Raw genomic sequence first — 18,952 nt, 5'->3', positions numbered from 1 at the left:
GCTAGTGGACGCCGAGCCAGCTCTCTATGGGGTTGAGGGCGAAGAACACCACGAAGATCACCGTCAGGGCCCACATGAAGGCCCCGATCTCCCGGATCTTGCCCTGCGCGGTCTTGATGGCCACGTACGAGATGACGCCGGCGGCCACACCCGCGGTGATGGAGTAGGTGAACGGCATGATCACGACGGTGAGGAAGACGGGGATCGCGGTGGCGCGGTCGCCCCAGTCCACGTGCCGGGCGTTCATCATCATCATGGCGCCGATGACGACCAGGGCCGCGGCCGCGACCTCGCCGGGCACGATCGCCGTGAGCGGGGTGAAGAAGAGACAGGCCGCGAAGAACAGTCCGGTGACGACCGAGGACAGGCCCGTGCGGGCGCCCTCGCCGACGCCGGTGGCCGACTCGACGAAGACCGTCTGGCCCGAGGCGCCGGAGACACCGCCGATCGCACCGCCCGCGCCGTCGATGAACAGCGCCTTGGACAGGCCCGGCATCCGGCCCTTGTCGTCGGCGAGCTTCGCCTCGGTGCCGACGCCGATGATGGTGGCCATCGCGTCGAAGAACCCGGCGAGCACCAGGGTGAACACGATCATGCCGACGGTCATCGCGCCGACCTCGCCCCAGCCGCCGAACTCGACGTCACCGAAGATCGAGAAGTCCGGCATGGAGACCGCGCTGCCGTGCAGTTCGGGAGCGCCGGCCGCCCACTGCTTGGGGTCGATGGCGTCGAAGGCATTGAGGATGACGGCCAGTACAGTGCCGCCGACGATGCCGATCAGGATCGCGCCGGGGACGCCGCGGGCCTGGAGCATGAAGATGGCCAGCAGGGTCACGGCGAACAACAGCACCGGCCAGCCGGCCAGTTCGCCCGCCGGGCCGAGGGTGAGCGGGGTCGACTCGCCCTGATGGACGAAGCCGGCCTTGGAGAAGCCGATCAGGGCGACGAACAGGCCGATGCCCATGGTGATCGCGTGCTTCAGCGCGAGCGGGATCGCGTTCATGATCATCTCGCGCAGGCCGGTGACGACCAGCAGCATGATGACCACGCCGTACATCACACACATGCCCATGGCCTGCGGCCAGGTCATCTGCGGGGCGACCTGCGAGGCGAGCACGCCGGAGACGGAGAGGCCGGCGGCGAGGGCGAGCGGCACCTTGCCGAAGAAGCCCATGAGCAGCGTGGTGAGGGCCGCCGCGAACGCGGTCGCGGTGATCAGGGCCTTCTGCGCGAGGGTGTCCCCCGCCGCGTCCTTGCCGGACAGGATCAGGGGGTTGAGCAGGAGGATGTACGCCATCGCCATGAAGGTGGTGACGCCGCCGCGCACCTCGCGCGCGACCGTGGACTGTCTCCTGGATATGTGAAAGTACCGGTCGAGCCAAGACCGTCCGGCCGGGACGAGGGTGCCTTCACCCGCGTCGTCGGCAACGGTCTTCGGCTCCAGTGACTGCTGGGTCATGTGGGCCTACTCCCAAGGTTCACAGGGGCACCCGTATCGGGAACCGCAGGCGCGGTCACGGGATTTGGGAAGGTGCTTCGGCCGCACGACCCGGGGGACGGCCCGAGACGAACGAACTGGATCCTCCGGGCGGCGCGGCGAAGTGTGACGTTCCCGGCGCCGCCCGGAGAGACTTGCGTGGTGCCAGGACCTGTCGTGGCGACAGGCCCCTTACGCCGTACCCGTGAGGTGTTCGGGCCGTACCGGCGTCCTGTCCAGCTCCAGTCCCGTGGCGTTGCGGATCGCCGCGAGCACGGCCGGAGTCGAGGACAGGGTGGGGGCTTCGCCGATGCCACGCAGCCCGTACGGCGCGTGGTCGTCGGCGAGTTCGAGCACATCGACCGGGATGATCGGCGTGTCGAGAATCGTGGGGAGCAGATAGTCCGTGAAGGAGGGGTTCCTGACCTTCGCGGTCTTGGGGTCGACGATGATCTCCTCCATCACCGCGATGCCCATGCCCTGGAGGGTGCCGCCCTGGATCTGGCCGAGGACGGACAGCGGGTTGAGCGCCTTGCCGACGTCCTGGGCGCAGGCCAGCTCGATGACCTTGACCAGGCCGAGCTCGGTGTCCACCTCGACGACGGCGCGGTGCGCGGCGAAGGAGTACTGGACGTGGCCGTTGCCCTGGCCGGTGCGCAGATCGAAGGGCTCGGTCGGACGGTGCCGCCACTCGGCCTCGACCTCGACGGTCTCGCCCTCCAGCACGTCGACCAGGTCCCCGAGGACCTCACCGCCGTCGGTCACGACCTTGCCGCCCTCCAGGAGCAGCTCGGCGGTGGCCCAGGCGGGGTGGTAGGAGCCGAACTTGCGGCGCCCGATCTCCAGGACCTTCTCGCGGACCAGCTCGCAGGAGTTCTTGACGGCGCCACCGGTGACGTACGTCTGCCGGGAGGCCGAGGTCGAACCCGCCGAGCCCACCTGGGTGTCGGCCGGGTGGATCGTCACCTGGGTGACGCCCAGCTCGGTGCGGGCGATCTGCGCGTGCACGGTGACGCCGCCCTGGCCGACCTCCGCCATGGCGGTGTGCACGGTGGCGACGGGCTCACCGGCGATGACCTCCATGCGCACCTTGGCGGTGGAGTAGTCGTCGAAGCCCTCGGAGAAGCCGACGTTCTTGATGCCGACCGCGTAGCCGACCCCGCGCACGACGCCCTCGCCGTGCGTGGTGTTGGACAGACCGCCGGGCAGCTGTCGTACGTCGGAGCCCTCGCTGGACTCCCACTGGCGCTCCGGCGGCAGCGGCATCGCCTTGACGCGGCGCAGCAGTTCGGCGACCGGGGCCGGGGAGTCGACCGGCTGCCCGGTCGGCATGATCGTGCCCTGCTCCATGGCGTTGAGCTGCCGGAACTCCACCCGGTCCATGCCCACCGCGTCGGCGAGCTTGTCCATCTGCGCCTCGTAGGCGAAGCACGCCTGGACCGCGCCGAAGCCGCGCATGGCGCCGCAGGGCGGGTTGTTGGTGTAGAGGGCGATGGCCTCGATGTCGACGTCGTCGATGACGTACGGGCCGACCGACAGGGACGAGGCGTTGCCGACGACGGCCGGGGAGGCGGAGGCGTAGGCGCCGCCGTCCAGGACGATCCGGCACTTCATGTGGGTCAGCTTGCCGTCGCGCGTGGCGCCGTGCTCGTAGTAGAGCTTGGCGGGGTGGCGGTGGACGTGCCCGAAGAAGGACTCGAAGCGGTTGTAGACGATCTTGACCGGCTTGCCGGTGCGCAGCGCCAGCAGACAGGCGTGGATCTGCATCGAGATGTCCTCGCGACCGCCGAAGGCACCGCCGACACCGGCCAGCGTCATCCGGACCTTGCTCTCGGGCAGGCCGAGGACGGGGGCGATCTGCTTGAGGTCGCTGTGCAGCCACTGGGTGGCGATGTAGAGGTGGACGCCGCCGTCCTCCTCGGGCACCGCGAGGCCGGACTCGGGGCCGAGGAAGGCCTGGTCCTGCATGCCGAAGGTGTACTCGCCGCTGACGACGAAGTCGGCCTTCCTGGCGGCCTCTTCGGCGTTGCCGCGGACGATCGGCTGGCGGTGCACGATGTTCGGGTGCGGGACGTGGCCGATGTGGTGGTCGTCGCGGCCCTCGTGGACGAGGATCGCGTCGGGGGCGGTCGCGGAGGCCTCGTCGGTGATGACGGGCAGTTCGCGGTACTCGACCTTGATCTTGGCGGCCGCGCGGCGGGCGGTCTCCGGGTGGTCGGCGGCGACGATCGCGACCGGCTCGCCGTGGTGGCGTACCTTGCCGTGCGCGAGGACCGGGGTGTCCTGGATCTCCAGGCCGTAGTTCTTCATCGCGGCCGGCAGGTCGTCGTAGGTCATGACCGCGTAGACGCCGGCGGTCTTCAGCGCCTCGCTCGTGTCGATGGACACGATCTCGGCGTGGGCGACGGTGGAGCGCAGGATCTGGCCCCAGAGCATGTCCTCGTGCCACATGTCGGAGGAGTACGCGAACTCGCCGGTGACCTTGAGGGTGCCGTCCGGGCGGAGCGTGGACTCGCCGATGCCGCCCTTGGTCTGGGAACCCTGGGTGATTTTGGTGGGAGCGCCGTTGGTGGGCATCAGGCTCAGACCGCCTCTCCCTGCCGGGCGGCCGCGAGGCGGACCGCGTCCATGATCTTCTCGTAGCCCGTGCAGCGGCACAGGTTGCCCGAGAGGGCCTCGCGGATGTCCGCGTCGCTCGGGTTGGGGTTGCGCTCCAGCATCTCGTCAGCGGCGACCAGCAGCCCCGGGGTGCAGAAGCCGCACTGGACGGCGCCGGCGTCGATGAACGCCTGCTGGATCGGGGAGAGTTCGGCACCCTCACCGGTCTGCGAGTCCTGCCCCTTGGCGGACCAGTGCTGGGCGTCCTGGACGGACGTACCGCAGGCGCCGGAGGCGCAGCCGCCGTGCTCGGCACGCTGCTTGGCGTACTCGGCGAGCCCCTCGACGGTGACGACCTCGCGGCCCTCGACCTGACCGGCGGCGACGAGGCACGCACACACGGGCATGCCGTCCAGGCGCACCGTGCACGACCCGCACTCGCCCTGCTCGCAGGCGTTCTTCGAACCCGGCAGGCCGAGCCGCTCGCGCAGCACGTACAGCAGGGACTCGCCCTCCCAGACGTCGTCGGCTTCCTGCGGACGTCCGTTGACAGTGAAGTTGACACGCATCAGGCGACTCCCTCCGTGTGAGCGGCGGTGCCGCGGTAGGACTCCCAGGTCCAGGTCAGCGTGCGGCGGGCCATGACGCCGACCGCGTGGCGGCGATAGCTCGCGGTGCCCCGGACGTCGTCGATCGGGTTGCAGGCGGCGGCGCACAGGTCCGCGAACTGCTTGGCGACCGACGGGGTGATGATCTTGCCGTTGTCCCAGAAGCCGCCCTCTTCGAGCGCCGCGTTCAGGAATTCCTCGGCGGCCTTGGCCCGTACGGGGGTGGGCGCGGCGGAGCCGATGCCGGTGCGCACGGTCCGGGTGTCCGGGTGCAGGGCGAGCCCGAAGGCGCACACCGCGATCACCATGGCGTTGCGGGTGCCCACCTTGGAGTACTGCTGGGGCCCGTCCGCCTTGGCGATGTGCACGGCGCGGATCAGCTCGTCGGGCGCCAGCGCGTTGCGCTTCACGCCGGTGTAGAACTCATCGATCGGGATACGGCGGCTGCCGCGCACCGACTCGACCTCGACCTCGGCGCCGGCCGCCAGCAGGGCGGGGTGGGCGTCGCCGGCCGGGGAGGCGGTGCCGAGGTTGCCGCCGACGCCGCCGCGGTTACGGATCTGCGGGGAGGCGACCGTGTGCGAGGCGAGGGCGAGACCCGGCAACTCGGCGCGGAGGTTCTCCATGATGCTCGTGTAGGGCACGGAGGCGCCGAGCCGGACGCTCTCCTCGCCGACCTCCCACTCGTAGAGGTCGCCGACGCGGTTGAGGTCCAGGAGGTACTCGGGCCGGCGGTGGTCGAAGTTGATCTCGACCATCACATCGGTGCCACCCGCAATCGGCACAGCGGTGGGGTGCTCGGCCTTTGCGGCGAGCGCCTCCTCCCAGCTGGCGGGGCGAAGGAAGTCCATGACCGGCTCTCTTCTTCGTCTCGTGAGTCGTGCAGATTGAGCCAATCCGTGTGCGGCGGGCCAGGCTCGTTCATGTGCTGTTAACGCGGAGTGAGGTCAGTACACAGCGCTGTGCTCCACCGGGGTCAGTCACGGAAACCATGAAGGAGTTGGCTGGCCAGGCTGGTCATCTTGTAGATTCGTATGAACGGAGGGCATCAGTAACCTCCTGGTTTTCCTCTGGAAACGTGCGACGCACACCACGTGACCTGGGACACAGCCGAAACGCGAGCCACGGGACGGCGAGCGGCGCTCACCGGTCCGCCGGACGGGCCCCGGACCTCACCCATACCTAGATCCATCGTAGATTTCGAGACAAAGAACGGCGGCGACGAAATGCGGCTGCGCGCACTGCTGGACACGGACGCGCTGGGCCTCAAGCTGCTCGGCGGCGAAGAGGAACTGGACCGCACCGTCCGGGGCGTGATGACCACGGACCTGCGGGACCCCAGCCGCTATCTGGCGGGCGGCGAGCTGGTGCTCACGGGCCTCGCCTGGCGCCGCGACTCGGCGGACTCCGAGCCGTTCGTCCGGATCCTGGCGCAGGCCGGGGTGGCCGCCCTGGCGGCCGGCGAGGCCGAGCTGGGCGATGTCCCCGAGGACCTGGTGGCGGCCTGCGCCCAGCACCGGCTGCCGCTGTTCGCGGTGCACGAGTCGGTGGCCTTCGCCTCGATCACCGAGCATGTCGTACGGCAGGTCTCCGGCGAGCGCGCCGGGGACCTCGCGGCGGTCGTGGACCGGCACCGCCGCATGATGACCTCGGGCCCGGCGGGCGGCGGCCCGGACGTGGTCCTGGACCTGCTCGGCTCCGACCTGGACCTGCGGGCCTGGGTGCTCTCCCCCACCGGACGGCTGATCGCGGGCTCGAAGGTGGGCGGCCCGGCGCTCCCCGCCGACCTGTGCGCCAAGCTCGCCGCCGAGCACCTGGCCGCCGCCCGCACGGGCCGGCGCGGACCGCACCGGATGGTGCTCGGCTCGACGCCGTACTCCCTGTTCCCCATCCGCAGCACCGGCCGCTCCCCGCAGGCCGCGCGGGATGTGCGCGAGACGGTGCTGTCGGACTGGCTGCTGGCGGTGGAGGCGGACGCCGGGGACTGGCCCGAGGAGCGGCTCGACCTGCTGCAGGGCGTCACCCAGCTGATCGCGGTCGAGCGGGACCGCCGGGACGCGGCCCGCACGGTGCGCCGCCGGCTCGCCCAGGAGGTGCTGGAGCTGGTCCAGACGGGCGCCGCGCCCGCCGAGATCGCCGCCCGTCTCAGGGTGGCCGCCCCGGTGCTGCTGCCGGGCCTGGGAGCGGCCCCGCACTGGCAGGTCGTGGTGGCCCGGGTGGAGTGGGACGGCGGGGAGGTGGAGGGCGGTCCGGTGGCGCAGTCGCTGCTGGAGGAGATCCTGGTCGACCCGCTGACCACCGGCCCGGAGCCCTCGGACCGCATCGCCGTGGCGCACACCGGCGACGAGGCCATCGCGCTGGTCCCGCTGCCCGCGGTCTCCGCCGAGCACGACGGCTCGGAGGAGGGCATCCTCGCCGATCTGCTCCTGGAGTCGGTCCGGGACCCGCTCTCGGCCGGTCTCGACGACGACGGCCGGGTCACCCTCGGCGTCAGCGCGGCCGTTCACTCGGCGGAGGGGCTGCGCGGGGCGCTGGAGGAGGCGCGGCACGCCCGCCGGGTGGCGGCGGCGCGTCCCGGGCGGGTGTGCGCGGCGGGCCACCAGGAACTGGCCTCGCACGTACTGCTGCTGCCCTTCGTCCCCGACGACGTGCGGCGCGCCTTCACCGCGCGGCTGCTGGACCCGCTGCGGGACTACGACCGGCGTCACCGTGCCGAGTTGATCCCGACCCTGGAGGCGTTCCTGGACTGCGACGGTTCCTGGACGCGCTGTGCGACCCGGCTCCACCTCCACGTCAACACGCTGCGCTACCGGGTGGGGAGAATCGAGCAGTTGACGAGCCGGGACCTGTCCCGTCTTGAGGACAAGCTGGATTTCTTCCTGGCGTTGCGGATGAGTTGAACCGAGGTCATCCGGGCGGGCCCCGAGGTTAGTGGCTGTCCCATGACTTTGTGAAATCCTTCACCTACCCCCTTGGCCAGCATGGTCAACAGATGCTGGAATGCGCCCACCACCAAAGCTCAATGGCGTGCTCGGGGAGGGCAACGTGGCGCATTCCGCCATGTCTGGTTACGGAACGACCGCCGGTGACGATCCACTCCAGACCGCGGTATGGCGGCTGCGCTCACGCGCGTGCTGGGCCGACGCGGCGGCGCTGCTACGTCCGGACACCCCGGCGGCCTCCCTCCAGCGGGCCTCGCTGCTGGTGGAACGGTGCCTGTACACCGAGCAGGGCTGGGAGGACGCGGAGGACGCGCTGCGTACGGCGGAGGCCGTGGCGCACAGCGACGAGGAGCGCGGCGCGGCCGCTTGTGAACGAGGGCAACTTGCCTACGCGGCCACGCTGCACACGGTCCGGGACCGGGCCGACGAGGCGCGGGCGGCGCTGGGCCGGGCGGCGGCGCTGATCCCGCCGGGGGCGTCGGGGCGGGCGCTGCTGGACTACCGGCGGGGGCTGCTGGCGGAGAACCTGTCGCACTCCCCGCAGGCGGCGCGGGCGGCCTACCGCCGGGCGCACGCGGCGGCGACGGCGCACGCGGATCCCCTGCTGCTCTCCTTCACCTGGCGTCACCTGGCCGGACTGGCCCTGCGGGAAGGCGAGTTGGCGGAGGCGCGGCACGGCTTCGCCGAGTCCCTGCGGATCCGCGAGGAGTTGGGCTACCTGGTCGGCACGGCGCCGGCGCTGGCCTCCCTGGCGGACACCGAGCCGGAACCGGAGGCCTCCCGGCTCCGCGAGGAGGCGCGTCGGCTGTTCCGCCTTCTGGGCGGTGTACCGACGTGGCTGGCCCGCCACTTGGCGACCCAGGGGCCACCGGCGACGGGGGCGGCGACGGCCTGACCCGAGGGGGCGTCAGGACGCCCCGGCGAAGTGCTCCCCCACCAGCGCCCGCACGACATCCAGGTCCCGGGCGATCAACGCCTCCAGCAGGGCCGTGTGTTCGGCCGCGTCGGCGATCAGGTCGGCGCGGCCGCGGGTGGGCGGGGTGCCGACCAGGGGCCACTGGGAGCGGCGGTGCAAGTCCTCGGCGATGTGGACGAGTTGTTCGTTGCCCGCGAGGGACAGGACCGCCGAGTGGAAGGTCCGGTCGGTCTCGGCGTAGGTCGCGCGGCAGCCGCCGGCGGCGGCCCGTACCGACGCCTCGGCGAGGGGGCGCAGATCCGCCCAGCGCTCCGCCGGGACCGTGCGCGCCAGCCGGAGCATCACCGGCACCTCGATCAGGGCCCGCACCTCGGCCAGCTCAGCCAGTTCGCGCGCGCCCCGCACCACCACCCGGAAGCCCCGGTTCGGCACGACCTCCACGGCGCCTTCGAGGGCCAGTTGCTGCATGGCCTCGCGGACCGGGGTGGCGGAGACGCCGAAGCGGTCGCCGAGCACGGGGGCCGAGTAGACCTCGCCGGGCGTCAACTCCCCGGCCACCAGCGCGGTGCGCAGCGCGTCGAGGATCTGGCCGCGCACCGAGGACCGCTGCACGGCCACCCGGGGGCGCGGGATCGGCGCCTCGCTGTGGGTGTGCTCGCCGCGGACCCGGTCCACCTCGGCGGCGGCGGGCTGTACCGGCACCCGGGCCGCGCCCCTGACCTGCGCAAGCCCCGCGATCCGGGCGGCCCGTGCGTCGGTGGAGCCCTGCGCACCCTGGTTCACGGGCTCCTCCTGGGGACGTTTCGGTACTTGGGGTCATTACGGCGGGTTGTTACTTGTCCGTCAAGCACCATAAGCGCACCGGGCGTCAGTTCAAATCCAGGCGATCTTGGGTAAGGTAAGGCTTACCTCAAAACCGCATCACTTCAGGAGACCCGGATGCCCGTGCCCCGTTCGGCCACCGCGGACGCGTACATACGGCTCACCGAGGTCCTCCCGTCACTCGGGGTCACCGAGCTGGGCTCCGCGGACCCCATGCCCACCGGCTCCGGCTGGGTCTCCGCCGCCGAGCTCGCCGCCGCCGAGGGCCCGCTCGACGCCTTCCTGGCCTGGGACGACGCCCAGATCCTGCGCGACTACGAGCAGCGCGCCCGCCCGGACGTCACGGCCACCTTCGGCCTCCACCGCTACGCCTGGCCCGCCTGTCTGCTGATCACCGTCCCCTGGTTCCTGCACCGCCGCGTCCCACGCCTGCCCGTGACACATGTCTCCTACGACCGCACCGCCCCCGGCCTCGCCATCGGCCGGCTCGCCGTCCGCCCCACCGCCGGCTTCGCCTGTCTGCCCGGCGACCCGGCAGCGAGCCTGCCCGGCGCCCGGGTGGTCCCCGACGAGGAGGCCCTGCGCACCGAGGTCCGCGCGGCCGTCGCCGAGCACCTCGAACCCGTCCTCGCCGGATTCGGCCCCCGGATGCGCCGCCGGGGCCGCGCCCTGTGGGGCATGGCGACCGACGAGATCGTCGAGAGCCTGTGGTACGTCGCCCATCTGCTCGGCGAGGAGGAACGCGCCACGCGCGAGCTGGAGCTGCTGCTGCCCGGCTCGACCAAGCCGTACGCCGGTTCCGCCGCGTTCCGCGTGCTGACCGGCCCGAACGGCGAGTCGCTGCCCACCCGGGACCGGGTGAGCTGCTGCATGTTCTACACCCTGCGCCCCGAGGACGCCTGCGCCACCTGCCCGCGCACCTGCGACGCCGAACGCGTCACCAAGCTTCTGGCGACGGCGAGTTGAGCCACGCGCGCGGTCTTGAGCACCCCGCGCGCTCCCCTAGGATCGACTCCCCGCGACCCGTCGCAGGATTACGGGGGTTTCACAACTTCCTCACTTGTCGCGGGAACTTTCCGTGGAACCACCCGTACGGGTAGTCTTATTCGAACTCAACTCCCGCCCCTCACGCGGCAGTTCGAGCAGAACGCCGCCCTGGGCATCCCCTTGCACTTCCTTGGCGGCCTCTTGCCCCGAAACCCCCTGAGGGCCGGAGGGATTGGGCCACTATGGCGGGCGTTACGCCCTATCCCAATGCAAGGGACCCCAGATGAGACTTACCGACATATCGCTGAACTGGCTGCTTCCCGGCGCCGTACTGCTCCTGGGCACGCTGGCGGCGGTGGCGGTGCTCGCGCGCGGAAAGCGCTCCTCGGGGAAGGACACGAGTGCCGACGACTCGTGGGAGCGCAGCGAAGAGCGCCGCAGGCGCAAGGAGGCCGTATACGGCACGGTCTCCTATGTGCTCCTGTTCTGCTGTGCCGCGGTGGCGGCGGCGCTCTCCTTCCACGGACTGGTCGGATTCGGCGAGCAGAACCTCGGCCTCACCAACGGCTGGCAGTACCTGGTCCCGTTCGGCCTCGACGGGGCCGCGATGTTCTGCTCCGTGCTCGCGGTGCGCGAGGCGAGCCACGGTGACGCGGCGCTCGGCTCCCGGATACTCGTATGGACGTTCGCGTTCGCCGCGGCCTGGTTCAACTGGGTGCACGCGCCCAGGGGGCTCGGCCACGACGGCGCCCCGCACTTCTTCGCCGGCATGTCCCTGTCCGCGGCGGTGCTCTTCGACCGGGCGCTGAAGCAGACCCGCCGGGCCGCCCTGCGCGAGCAGGGCCTGGTCCCGAGGCCGCTGCCGCAGATCCGCATCGTCCGCTGGCTGCGGGCGCCCCGGGAGACCTACAGGGCCTGGTCCCTGATGCTCCTGGAGAACGTGCGCAGCCTGGACGAGGCGGTCGAGGAAGTGCGCGAGGAGAAGCTGAAGAAGGACGAGCAGCGGATGCGGCGCCGCGAGGCGCATCGCGTGGAGCGCGCCCAGCTGCGGGCGATCAGCCGCGGTCACCGCGGGTTCGTCGGCCGCGGCGGAGGCCGCCAGGTCGAGATACAGGCGGTGGAGCGCGGCTCGGACCGGGTCACCGCGGAGCCTGCCATATCGACGCCGGAGCAGCTGCCCGTACGTACGCGTCCCTCACTTCAGCCCGTACGCAAAGGTTCTGACCCGGTGACTGTCGATCTCACCGCGGAGGACGACACCATGGCCCTGCCGCGTCTTGACTCCCTGGAGCGCAAGCTCAAGGACCTGGAGCAGCAGTTCGGCTGAAAACCGCTCTCCGGAGGCGGGTCACGGGAGGGGAGTACGGCAGGCGCCGTACTCCCCTCCCGTCGTCATGCGGCCTCCGCGTCGAGCTCGAACCACACGGCCTTGCCCACCCCGTGCGGCCGTACCCCCCACGCGTCCGCGAGGGACTGCACCAGCACCAGGCCCCGGCCGTGCGTACCGTCGTCGGCGGTCGGTACGCACAGCCGGGGCCTGCGAGCCACGAAGTCCCGCACCTCCACCCGTAGTCCACGGGGTCCCACGGTGGCGGTCAGGACCGCGTCGCGGTCGGTGTGGACCAGTGCGTTGGTGACGAGTTCGCTGGTCAGCAGCTCGGCTATCTCGGAGCGTCCGGGCCTGCCCCAGTCGTGCAGCAGCTCCCTGAGCTCTTTGCGCGCCGCGGGCACCGCCCTGAGGTCGGCGCGCCCGAGTCTGCGCCTGAGCCCGCAGGTCGGCGCCCGTTCCGCGACGCCGTCCGCCGTATCCTCCGTGTCCGCCGAGAAGGCCCCGATCGCGATGGGACCGCCCCCTCGTGCCTGCCTCTTCATGACCCCCGCCCGCGTGCCGATGTCGTTCCCCTCCTCGAACACGTTCACGGGATCCATGCCCGCTCGGGCACGGGGCAGTCATGTCGAATCGTCAACTACCAGACGTTCGGCCACGAAGGGGTCGCGGGCGGATGAACGGCCGGGCGCACGACTGGGGAAGCGGAGGTTCCGCGTGCGGTTGAGTACAGGATTCACCCTGGTGGGCACGGGGACGGCGAACCCCGTGGAGACGGGACACGGCCGACAGGTGAAGCGCCGGCCCCACGGCCGACCAGGGGGCATCGGCCGAACTGCGCATCCCCGTCTGCCGATCCGGCCGTATCCGACCGCCGGGGCGGGATACGCGGGGCCGCCCTCCCGACCCCCGTGGCGAGAGGGCGGCCCTGGTGCCCCCCGGCGGTGCTGTGGTCAGTAGAGCTTGTTGACGGCCTTGGTGGTGGTCTTCTTGAAGGCGGCCACCGGAGCGTCCGAGAAGTCGCCCATCTGCGACCAGTCCACGACCGTGACGGTCCTGCCGTCCCGGCCGACCGAGAGCAGCCCGATGTCGGTGGCGCCCCAGGAGGTCTCGGTGTGCAGACCGTGCACGCGGGCGCCCTCCTCGACGGGCAGCGAGCCGTAGGACTTGTACCTGGCCTCGACCTCCGGGTCGGCGGCCTCGATCCGCCCCGCGCAGGACTTGATGTGCTTGTTGAGGCTGCTCGCGAGGGCCTTGGCCTTGGCGTTGGTGCCCACGACGACGGTCAGCTGCCGGGCGCTGGTGTCCAGGTCGGTGCGGAACGGGCGGTAGCTGGAGTCATGGGCGAGCAGCGCGTCCCCCAGGCAGAACCGCAGCTCGACCGGCACGCCGCCCTTGACCTTTCCGGCGGTCCAGGTGGACGAGGGGTGCGGCGGGAGTTCGGAGGCCGACAGGAAGCGGGGCGAGTTCGCCGCCTGCGGTGCGGCGCCGGCCGGTACGGTGAGTGCCGCGCCGACGGTGAGGCCGGCGAGGGCGCATACGGTGACCGCGCCTGCTCGGGTGCGCTTGGGCATGGGTGTCCCCCGTGGGTAAGTGTGGGTGCGGGTCGTCGTCACCGCGCCGCCGGCTGGTCGGTCCGCCGGTCGTCGGTGCGACACCAAGAGCATCAGCGGTCACAGGACCCGGACGCAACAGGGGATGCCGCTTCCCTGCCGGTGGAACCATCCCAGGCCGTCTGACGTGCAGGTATATGGGGTGCCTGGGATGCCGTCCCGGGCGGGAGCACACGGGGGAAGGGTGTCGGCACAGGACGAGGTAGCCGAGTTCGCGGCGCTGCTGCGGCAGTTCAAGGAACGGACCGATCGCAGTTACGGCTCGCTGGCCCGTCGGCTGGGCATGAACACCTCCACGCTGCACCGCTACTGCGCCGGGGACGCGGTCCCCCAGGACTTCGCCCCGGTGGAGCGCTTCGCCGCGCTGTGCGGGGCGACGGCGGAGGAACGCATGGAACTCCACCGGCGGTGGCTCCTGGCGGTGGCGGCTCGGCAGCGGCCCCGGGGGGCGGTGGCGGGGGCGGAGGAGACCGAGGGCGCTGGGGCGGAGCCGGAAGCCGAGGTCGCCGTCGAACCCGAACCCGAAGTCGGCGACGCGACGCCCGAACCGGTGTCCACCCCACCGCGCCCCCGCCCCTGGTACCGCCGCCGCAGGATCACCGTCGCCGCGGCCGTGGGCTCCGTGCTGCTCGCGACCCTGGGCACACTGACCGCGCTGGACACCGACCGGGGCGAGCGGGGCGGCGGGAAGGGCGGGGCCGCGGCGTCCCGGACGTCCGTGCCGGGCGTCACGAAGAGCCCCTCCCCCACCGCCTCCGCCTCGCCCTCAGCCACCAACCCGTCGCCTTCGAAGAGCGGTTCGGGGAAGCCCTCCTCGTCCACCACCGAGCCGGGCACCGGCGCGCCGCCCTCGAAGGGCGCGAACGCCGGCGGGACGCCGCTCACCTGGAGCGCCGACTCGCATATGTGGGCGCAGGGCTGCGGGCACGACTACGTCATCGACCGGCCCCCGGCGAAGGTGGCGCCGCCCCCGCCCCCGCAGGACGCCCGGACCTGGGCCGGGTCGCAGGGCGCGGTGCACGGGCGGAACACGATGGTGCGGATCTCGGTGCAGGGCAAGTCGTCCACGGCCGTGGTGCTGGAGGCGCTGCGGGTCCGGGTGGTCGGGCGCGCGGCGCCCGTCGAGGGCAACTCCTATGCCATGGATCAGGGTTGCGGCGGAGCGGTGACCCCGCGTTTCTTCGACGTCGACCTGGACAAGGACCGCCCGATCGCCCGCCCGGCCGACGGCAACGACTCCGGCACCACCATCCCGGCGATGCGCCTGCCCTACCGGGTCTCCGCCGAGGACCCCGAGGTCCTGCTGGTCACCGCCGGCACCGAGGGCTGCGACTGCCGCTGGTACCTCGAACTGGACTGGTCCTCCCAGGGCCGCACCGGCACGATCCGCATAGACGACGAGGGCCGCCCCTTCCGCACCACCGCGATCGAGGGCCTGCCCCGGTACATGTACGACACGCTGAACCGGAAGTGGGGGCCGTACAGCTAGGGCCGCGGCATGTTGCGGAGGTTGGAGCGGGCCATTTGGAGCATGCGGCCCACTCCGCCGTCGAGGACGATCTTCGAGGCGGACAGGGCGAAGCCGGTGACCATCTCGGCGCTGATCCTCGGTGGGATGGAGAGGGCGTTGGGGTCGGTGACGATGTCGACCAGGGCCGGGCCCTTGTGCCGGAAGGCGTCCTTGAGGGCGCCGGCCAGCTGCTTGGGCTTCTCCACCCGGACGCCGAAGGCACCGCAGGCGCGGGCGACGGCCGCGAAGTCGGGGTTCTTGTTACCGGTGCCGTACGAGGGCAGTCCCGCGACCAGCATCTCCAACTCCACCATGCTGAGCGAGGAGTTGTTGAACAGCACGACCTTCACCGGCAGGTCGTGCTGCACGAGGGTCAGGAAGTCGCCCATCAGCATGGCGAATCCACCGTCGCCGGACATCGACACGACCTGGCGGCGGCGGTCGGTGAACTGGGCGCCGATCGCCATGGGCAGCGCGTTCGCCATCGAGCCGTGAGAGAAGGAACCGATCACCCGGCGACGGCCGTTGGGCGTGATGTAGCGGGCGGCCCAGACATTGCACATCCCGGTGTCGACGGTGAACACCGCGTCGTCGTCGGCGAGTTCGTCCAACACCGAGGCGACGTACTCGGGGTGGATCGGGACATGCTTCTCGACCTTCCTGGTGTACGCCTTGACGACGCCCTCCAGCGCGTCGGCGTGCTTCTTCAGCATCTTGTCGAGGAAGCGCCGGTTCTCCTTGGCCCGCACCCGCGGGATCAGACAGCGCAGCGTCTCGCGCACATCGCCCCACACCGCGAGGTCCAGCTTGGAGCGGCGGCCGAGGTGTTCGGGCCGGACGTCGACCTGGGCGATCTGCACGTCGTCGGGCAGGAAGGCGTTGTACGGGAAGTCCGTGCCGAGCAGGATCAGCAGATCGCATTCGTGGGTGGCCTCGTAGGCCGCGCCGTAGCCGAGGAGGCCGCTCATCCCGACGTCATAGGGGTTGTCGTACTGGATGTGCTCCTTGCCCCGCAGCGCGTGTCCGACCGGGGACTTGATCTTCTCGGCGAACTCCATGACCTCCGCGTGCGCGCCCGCGGTGCCGCTGCCGCAGAAGAGGGTGACCTTGTCGGCCGCGTCGATCATCCGGACGAGCCGGTCGATCTCGGTGTCGCCGGGGCGGACCGTGGGCCGGGTGGTGACCAGGGCGGTCTCGACGGGCTTGGCGGGGGCGGGCCGGTCGGCGATGTCACCGGGGAGGGCGACCACGCTGACGCCGGAGCGGCCGACGGCGTGCTGGATGGCGGTCTGGAGCAGCCGCGGCATCTGCTGCGGGCTGGAGATCAGCTCGCTGTAGTGGCTGCACTCGGCGAACAGCCGGTCCGGATGGGTCTCCTGGAAGTAGCCGAGGCCGATCTCACTGGAGGGGATGTGCGAGGCGAGGGCGAGGACGGGGGCCATGGAGCGGTGGGCGTCGTAGAGGCCGTTGATGAGATGGAGGTTGCCGGGGCCGCAGGAGCCCGCGCAGGCCGTGAGCCTCCCGGTGATCTGCGCCTCCGCGCCGGCCGCGAAGGCGGCGGTCTCCTCGTGGCGGACGTGCACCCACTCGATGCCGGAGGTGCGGCGCACCGCGTCCACGACGGGGTTGAGGCTGTCGCCGACGACGCCGTAGAGGCGCTCGACCCCGGCGCGGACGAGGATGTCGACGAACTGTTCCGCGACGTTCTGCTTGGCCATGGCTGCGGGTGCCCCTTCGGTCGCCTCGGGTCGCCTTCGATCCCTTGGGTTCCATTGGAGGCACAGGGCCGGGCGCTTCGCTCGGTCAGCTCTCCCAGACGGCGGCGGCCGTACGGTCGTCGGCGTAGCCCTTGACCCGGACCTGGGTGTCGGCGAGGAAGGCGGCGAGGCCGGGCGGGGTGGGGCCGGACCAGCGGCCGGTGAGGTGGTGGGCGAGTTCCGCCTCACCGCGCAGGGGTTCGGCGAGCCCACCGGTGCACATCAGCAGCGTGTCACCCGGACGGGCCACCGAGGCGCGGAAGCGGAAGGGCTCGCGGGCCGGTTCGGGGGCGGGCTCGTAGGGGCTCGGCGGTGTGGGGATGCCCAGGTCCATGGTGAGCCGGTCGCCCTCCGGCGTCTCGGACGGCGGCGAGCCGAAGCCCACGACGGCCTCGCCGACGGCGTCCGTGACCCGGGGCTCGATGTCCTGCCACTCGCCGTCCCGCAGACGGAACAGGCCGCCCTCGCCGACGCCGAAGAAGACCCGGGTACGGCAGTCGGGGTCGGCGGGCAGCAGAAGACAGCGCAGGGTGGCCGCGTACTCCTCCGGGTCGATGCCCTGTTCGGTGGCGCTGGCGCGGAGTTTGCCGAGGCTGCGGTCGGTGAGGCGGTGCAGGCCGGACTTGAGGTCGCCGCGGCGGGCGGCGCGCAGGTCCTCGGCGAGCCGGGCGTGACTGCGGCCGACCGCCCTGCCGATCCAGAAGCAGGCCTCGGCCGCGGCGCGGTGGGCGCCCGGGGTGGCGCGGGCGCCGGTGGCCATGGCGACGAGCACCAGCGCGGTGTCGCCGGAGCCGAAGCGGGCGGTGAGGAGGGAGTCCCGGCGCGGTTCGCCCCGGTAGCGAGCGGAGTCGCCCCGGACGGAGGCGGCGCGGAGGGTGCAGGTGCCGTAGTGGGCGCCGTCGAGGACCGTGTCGGCGACGAGGTCGTCCAGGTCGTCGGGGTCCGCGGGAGGGAGGGCTGTGGGTTCGGCCGCGTAGGTGGGCGGGCCGGAGCCTACGTAGTCGACGAGGGACGGCTGCTCGGTACGCGGCGCCGGGATCGGCGTCGGGGGTGGATCGCTCGCCCGCGCCGGCGGGGTGCCGCCTTGCTTGGGGACGGGCGCCGCCCCAGTGGTCACCGTCGTCGCCGCCGAGGCGAACCTGTCGTCCAGGGAGTCCTCGGCCGCCGTAGGCCCCGTGTCCGCCCTGGTGTCGTCGTACAGCTGCGTCCACCAGTCGTCGTCCCGACCGGTGGGCCTTCCCCCCTGCTGGCTCATGCCCCTAATTGTCCACCGGCAGAGCCGGATGAAAACGGGGCAACCCGAAAATCGGGTGAGGGGGCGAACAGGGTGACGAAAAGGGGAGAAGTGAGTCGCCGCGTGGCCCGGCGCCGCTGACCTGCGGGGGTCCCGGGGCTCCGGCACTCTGGTCAGATGGGAGTGTGGGATCTCCTGCTGGTCGGCATGGTCATCCTGCTCGGCCTGTGCGGAGTGCTCGTGCCCGGTGTGCCGGGATCGTGGCTGGTGTGGGCCGCGGTCATGTGGTGGGCGCTGAAGGATCCGCGGCCGGAGGCGTGGGTGCTGCTGTGCGCGGCGACCGTCGCCCTGTTCCTCTCCCAGGTGGTCCGCTGGGCCCTGCCGCCCAGACGGCTGCGCGAGAGCGGCGCCACCCGCCGGATGGGCGTGTACGCGGGCGCGGGTGCCTTCCTCGGCTTCCTTCTGCTCCCGGTGATCGGCGCCATCCCCGGTTTCATGGGCGGCATCTATCTGGAGGAACGCCTGCGCCTGGGCCGCCACGCGGAGGCGCGGGCCGCCCTGCGCACGGCGATGCGCTCGGGCGGCTCCAGCGTGCTGGCGGAACTGTTCACCTGTCTGCTGATCGCGGGGGCGTGGCTGGGCCTGGTCATCTGGGGCTGACGGCCAGTCCCACTACAGCGCGTGTTCGAGCGTGAGCAGGGCCGTCTTGCGCTCCAGGCCGCCCGCGTACCCCGTCAGGGAGCCGTCCGCGCCGATCACCCGGTGGCAGGGGCGGACGATCAGCAGCGGGTTGGCGCCGATCGCGCCGCCGACGGCCCGGACGGCGGCGCGGGAGGCGCCGATCCGCGCGGCGATCTCGCCGTACGTGGTGGTGGCACCGTAGGGCACGGTGTCGAGCGCGGCCCACACCTTCCGGCGGAACTCGGTGCCCTCGGCGCGCAGCGGCAGCCGGAACTCCTTCAGCTCCCCCGCGAAGTAGGCGGCGAGCTGCTCCTCGACGTCCCGGAAGGCGCCGGGGTCGTGCAGCCAGCCTTCCTGGACCGTGCGGCCGCCTTTCTGGCCTGGCACGGACAGCGAGGTCAGCGCGCAGGTCTCCGGGTCGGCGGTGAGCAGGAGCGAGCCGACGGGGCTGTCCAGGCGCGTCCACTGCATGGTCATGAC

The 18,952-nt window shown here is 71.8% G+C and carries 16 protein-coding genes; 6 read left to right on the top strand and 10 right to left on the bottom strand.

Translation table 11 applies throughout. The features are described 5' to 3' along the window. Window position 1 precedes the first annotated feature (1 nt). The 4 genes from STRCI_RS32125 to STRCI_RS32110 all read right to left on the bottom strand — a co-directional run bounded on the left by STRCI_RS32125 (window position 2) and on the right by STRCI_RS32110 (window position 5,534). Entirely contained in the window at window positions 2-1,459 is a 1,458-nt protein-coding gene (locus tag STRCI_RS32125; RefSeq protein ID WP_269662455.1) for an NCS2 family permease, read from the bottom strand. A 210-nt stretch (window positions 1,460-1,669) separates the two neighbouring features. Beyond that, window positions 1,670-4,054 (bottom strand): xanthine dehydrogenase family protein molybdopterin-binding subunit, encoded by a 2,385-nt coding sequence (locus STRCI_RS32120; RefSeq protein ID WP_269662454.1) that lies wholly within the window; start codon window positions 4,052-4,054, stop codon window positions 1,670-1,672. Window positions 4,055-4,059: 5 nt separating this feature from the next. Then, entirely contained in the window at window positions 4,060-4,644 is a 585-nt protein-coding gene (locus STRCI_RS32115; RefSeq protein WP_269662453.1) for a (2Fe-2S)-binding protein, read from the bottom strand. After that, entirely contained in the window at window positions 4,644-5,534 is an 891-nt protein-coding gene (locus STRCI_RS32110; RefSeq protein WP_269662452.1) for an FAD binding domain-containing protein, read from the bottom strand. The genes STRCI_RS32115 and STRCI_RS32110 overlap by 1 nt, the downstream gene beginning before the upstream one ends. Before the next feature lie 375 nt (window positions 5,535-5,909). Between STRCI_RS32110 and STRCI_RS32105 the strand changes: the two genes are divergently transcribed. After that, window positions 5,910-7,583: a PucR family transcriptional regulator gene (locus STRCI_RS32105; RefSeq protein ID WP_269662451.1), complete on the top strand. Its 1,674-nt coding sequence runs from the start codon at window positions 5,910-5,912 to the stop codon at window positions 7,581-7,583. A gap of 160 nt (window positions 7,584-7,743) precedes the next feature. Then, on the top strand, window positions 7,744-8,520 hold the full coding sequence (locus tag STRCI_RS32100; RefSeq protein ID WP_269662450.1) for a hypothetical protein: 777 nt from the start codon (window positions 7,744-7,746) through the stop codon (window positions 8,518-8,520). A 12-nt stretch (window positions 8,521-8,532) separates the two neighbouring features. Here STRCI_RS32100 and STRCI_RS32095 read toward each other — a convergent pair whose 3' ends face one another. Further along, entirely contained in the window at window positions 8,533-9,324 is a 792-nt protein-coding gene (locus STRCI_RS32095; protein WP_269662449.1) for a GntR family transcriptional regulator, read from the bottom strand. A gap of 156 nt (window positions 9,325-9,480) precedes the next feature. On the opposite strand from STRCI_RS32095, the gene STRCI_RS32090 reads away from it, so the two are divergent. Next, a complete protein-coding gene (locus STRCI_RS32090; protein WP_269662448.1) occupies window positions 9,481-10,329 on the top strand; it encodes a (2Fe-2S)-binding protein in 849 nt (282 codons plus the stop codon). A 304-nt stretch (window positions 10,330-10,633) separates the two neighbouring features. Continuing rightward, window positions 10,634-11,677 carry a DUF2637 domain-containing protein gene (locus STRCI_RS32085; RefSeq protein WP_269662447.1) on the top strand — a complete coding sequence of 348 codons (1,044 nt, stop codon included), beginning with the start codon at window positions 10,634-10,636 and terminating at the stop codon, window positions 11,675-11,677. 65 nt (window positions 11,678-11,742) lie between these two features. Here STRCI_RS32085 and STRCI_RS32080 read toward each other — a convergent pair whose 3' ends face one another. After that, window positions 11,743-12,222 (bottom strand): ATP-binding protein, encoded by a 480-nt coding sequence (locus STRCI_RS32080; RefSeq protein WP_269664701.1) that lies wholly within the window; start codon window positions 12,220-12,222, stop codon window positions 11,743-11,745. 408 nt (window positions 12,223-12,630) lie between these two features. Further along, entirely contained in the window at window positions 12,631-13,251 is a 621-nt protein-coding gene (locus tag STRCI_RS32075; RefSeq protein WP_269662446.1) for a hypothetical protein, read from the bottom strand. A 190-nt stretch (window positions 13,252-13,441) separates the two neighbouring features. On the opposite strand from STRCI_RS32075, the gene STRCI_RS32070 reads away from it, so the two are divergent. Next, window positions 13,442-14,779: a helix-turn-helix domain-containing protein gene (locus tag STRCI_RS32070; RefSeq protein WP_418953395.1), complete on the top strand. Its 1,338-nt coding sequence runs from the start codon at window positions 13,442-13,444 to the stop codon at window positions 14,777-14,779. Here STRCI_RS32070 and STRCI_RS32065 read toward each other — a convergent pair. Together STRCI_RS32065 and STRCI_RS32060 are read right to left on the bottom strand one after the other, a co-directional pair. After that, on the bottom strand, window positions 14,776-16,518 hold the full coding sequence (locus STRCI_RS32065; RefSeq protein WP_269662444.1) for a pyruvate dehydrogenase: 1,743 nt from the start codon (window positions 16,516-16,518) through the stop codon (window positions 14,776-14,778). The genes STRCI_RS32070 and STRCI_RS32065 overlap by 4 nt on opposite strands. A gap of 85 nt (window positions 16,519-16,603) precedes the next feature. Next, the gene (locus STRCI_RS32060; RefSeq protein WP_269662443.1) at window positions 16,604-17,812 is read right to left on the bottom strand and encodes a protein phosphatase 2C domain-containing protein; all 1,209 of its coding nucleotides are present in this window, start codon (window positions 17,810-17,812) and stop codon (window positions 16,604-16,606) included. Window positions 17,813-17,968: 156 nt separating this feature from the next. On the opposite strand from STRCI_RS32060, the gene STRCI_RS32055 reads away from it, so the two are divergent. Continuing rightward, on the top strand, window positions 17,969-18,451 hold the full coding sequence (locus STRCI_RS32055) for a DUF456 domain-containing protein (RefSeq protein WP_269662442.1): 483 nt from the start codon (window positions 17,969-17,971) through the stop codon (window positions 18,449-18,451). A 12-nt stretch (window positions 18,452-18,463) separates the two neighbouring features. On the opposite strand, the gene STRCI_RS32050 is transcribed toward STRCI_RS32055, so the two are convergent. Continuing rightward, window positions 18,464-18,949 (bottom strand): methylated-DNA--[protein]-cysteine S-methyltransferase, encoded by a 486-nt coding sequence (locus STRCI_RS32050; RefSeq protein WP_269664700.1) that lies wholly within the window; start codon window positions 18,947-18,949, stop codon window positions 18,464-18,466. Window positions 18,950-18,952: the final 3 nt, after the last annotated feature.

The sequence above is a fragment of the Streptomyces cinnabarinus genome (genome assembly GCF_027270315.1).
Lineage (GTDB): Bacteria > Actinomycetota > Actinomycetes > Streptomycetales > Streptomycetaceae > Streptomyces > Streptomyces cinnabarinus.
Note: the sequence above shows the minus strand (reverse complement) of the source record. Positions and strands in the feature narration are given on the sequence as shown.

Bases quoted from the DNA above. Each gene is read 5' to 3' on its own strand.
- STRCI_RS32125 (WP_269662455.1), bottom strand. From the start codon at position 1,459: ATGACCCAGCAGTCACTGGAGCCGAAGACCGTTGCCGACGACGCGGGT.
- STRCI_RS32120 (WP_269662454.1), bottom strand. From the start codon at position 4,054: ATGCCCACCAACGGCGCTCCCACCAAAATCACCCAGGGTTCCCAGACC.
- STRCI_RS32115 (WP_269662453.1), bottom strand. From the start codon at position 4,644: ATGCGTGTCAACTTCACTGTCAACGGACGTCCGCAGGAAGCCGACGAC.
- STRCI_RS32110 (WP_269662452.1), bottom strand. From the start codon at position 5,534: ATGGACTTCCTTCGCCCCGCCAGCTGGGAGGAGGCGCTCGCCGCAAAG.
- STRCI_RS32105 (WP_269662451.1), top strand. From the start codon at position 5,910: ATGCGGCTGCGCGCACTGCTGGACACGGACGCGCTGGGCCTCAAGCTG.
- STRCI_RS32100 (WP_269662450.1), top strand. From the start codon at position 7,744: ATGTCTGGTTACGGAACGACCGCCGGTGACGATCCACTCCAGACCGCG.
- STRCI_RS32090 (WP_269662448.1), top strand. From the start codon at position 9,481: ATGCCCGTGCCCCGTTCGGCCACCGCGGACGCGTACATACGGCTCACC.
- STRCI_RS32085 (WP_269662447.1), top strand. From the start codon at position 10,634: ATGAGACTTACCGACATATCGCTGAACTGGCTGCTTCCCGGCGCCGTA.
- STRCI_RS32080 (WP_269664701.1), bottom strand. From the start codon at position 12,222: ATGAAGAGGCAGGCACGAGGGGGCGGTCCCATCGCGATCGGGGCCTTC.
- STRCI_RS32075 (WP_269662446.1), bottom strand. From the start codon at position 13,251: ATGCCCAAGCGCACCCGAGCAGGCGCGGTCACCGTATGCGCCCTCGCC.
- STRCI_RS32070 (WP_418953395.1), top strand. From the start codon at position 13,442: ATGCCGTCCCGGGCGGGAGCACACGGGGGAAGGGTGTCGGCACAGGAC.
- STRCI_RS32065 (WP_269662444.1), bottom strand. From the start codon at position 16,518: ATGGCCAAGCAGAACGTCGCGGAACAGTTCGTCGACATCCTCGTCCGC.
- STRCI_RS32060 (WP_269662443.1), bottom strand. From the start codon at position 17,812: ATGAGCCAGCAGGGGGGAAGGCCCACCGGTCGGGACGACGACTGGTGG.
- STRCI_RS32055 (WP_269662442.1), top strand. From the start codon at position 17,969: ATGGGAGTGTGGGATCTCCTGCTGGTCGGCATGGTCATCCTGCTCGGC.
- STRCI_RS32050 (WP_269664700.1), bottom strand. From the start codon at position 18,949: ATGACCATGCAGTGGACGCGCCTGGACAGCCCCGTCGGCTCGCTCCTG.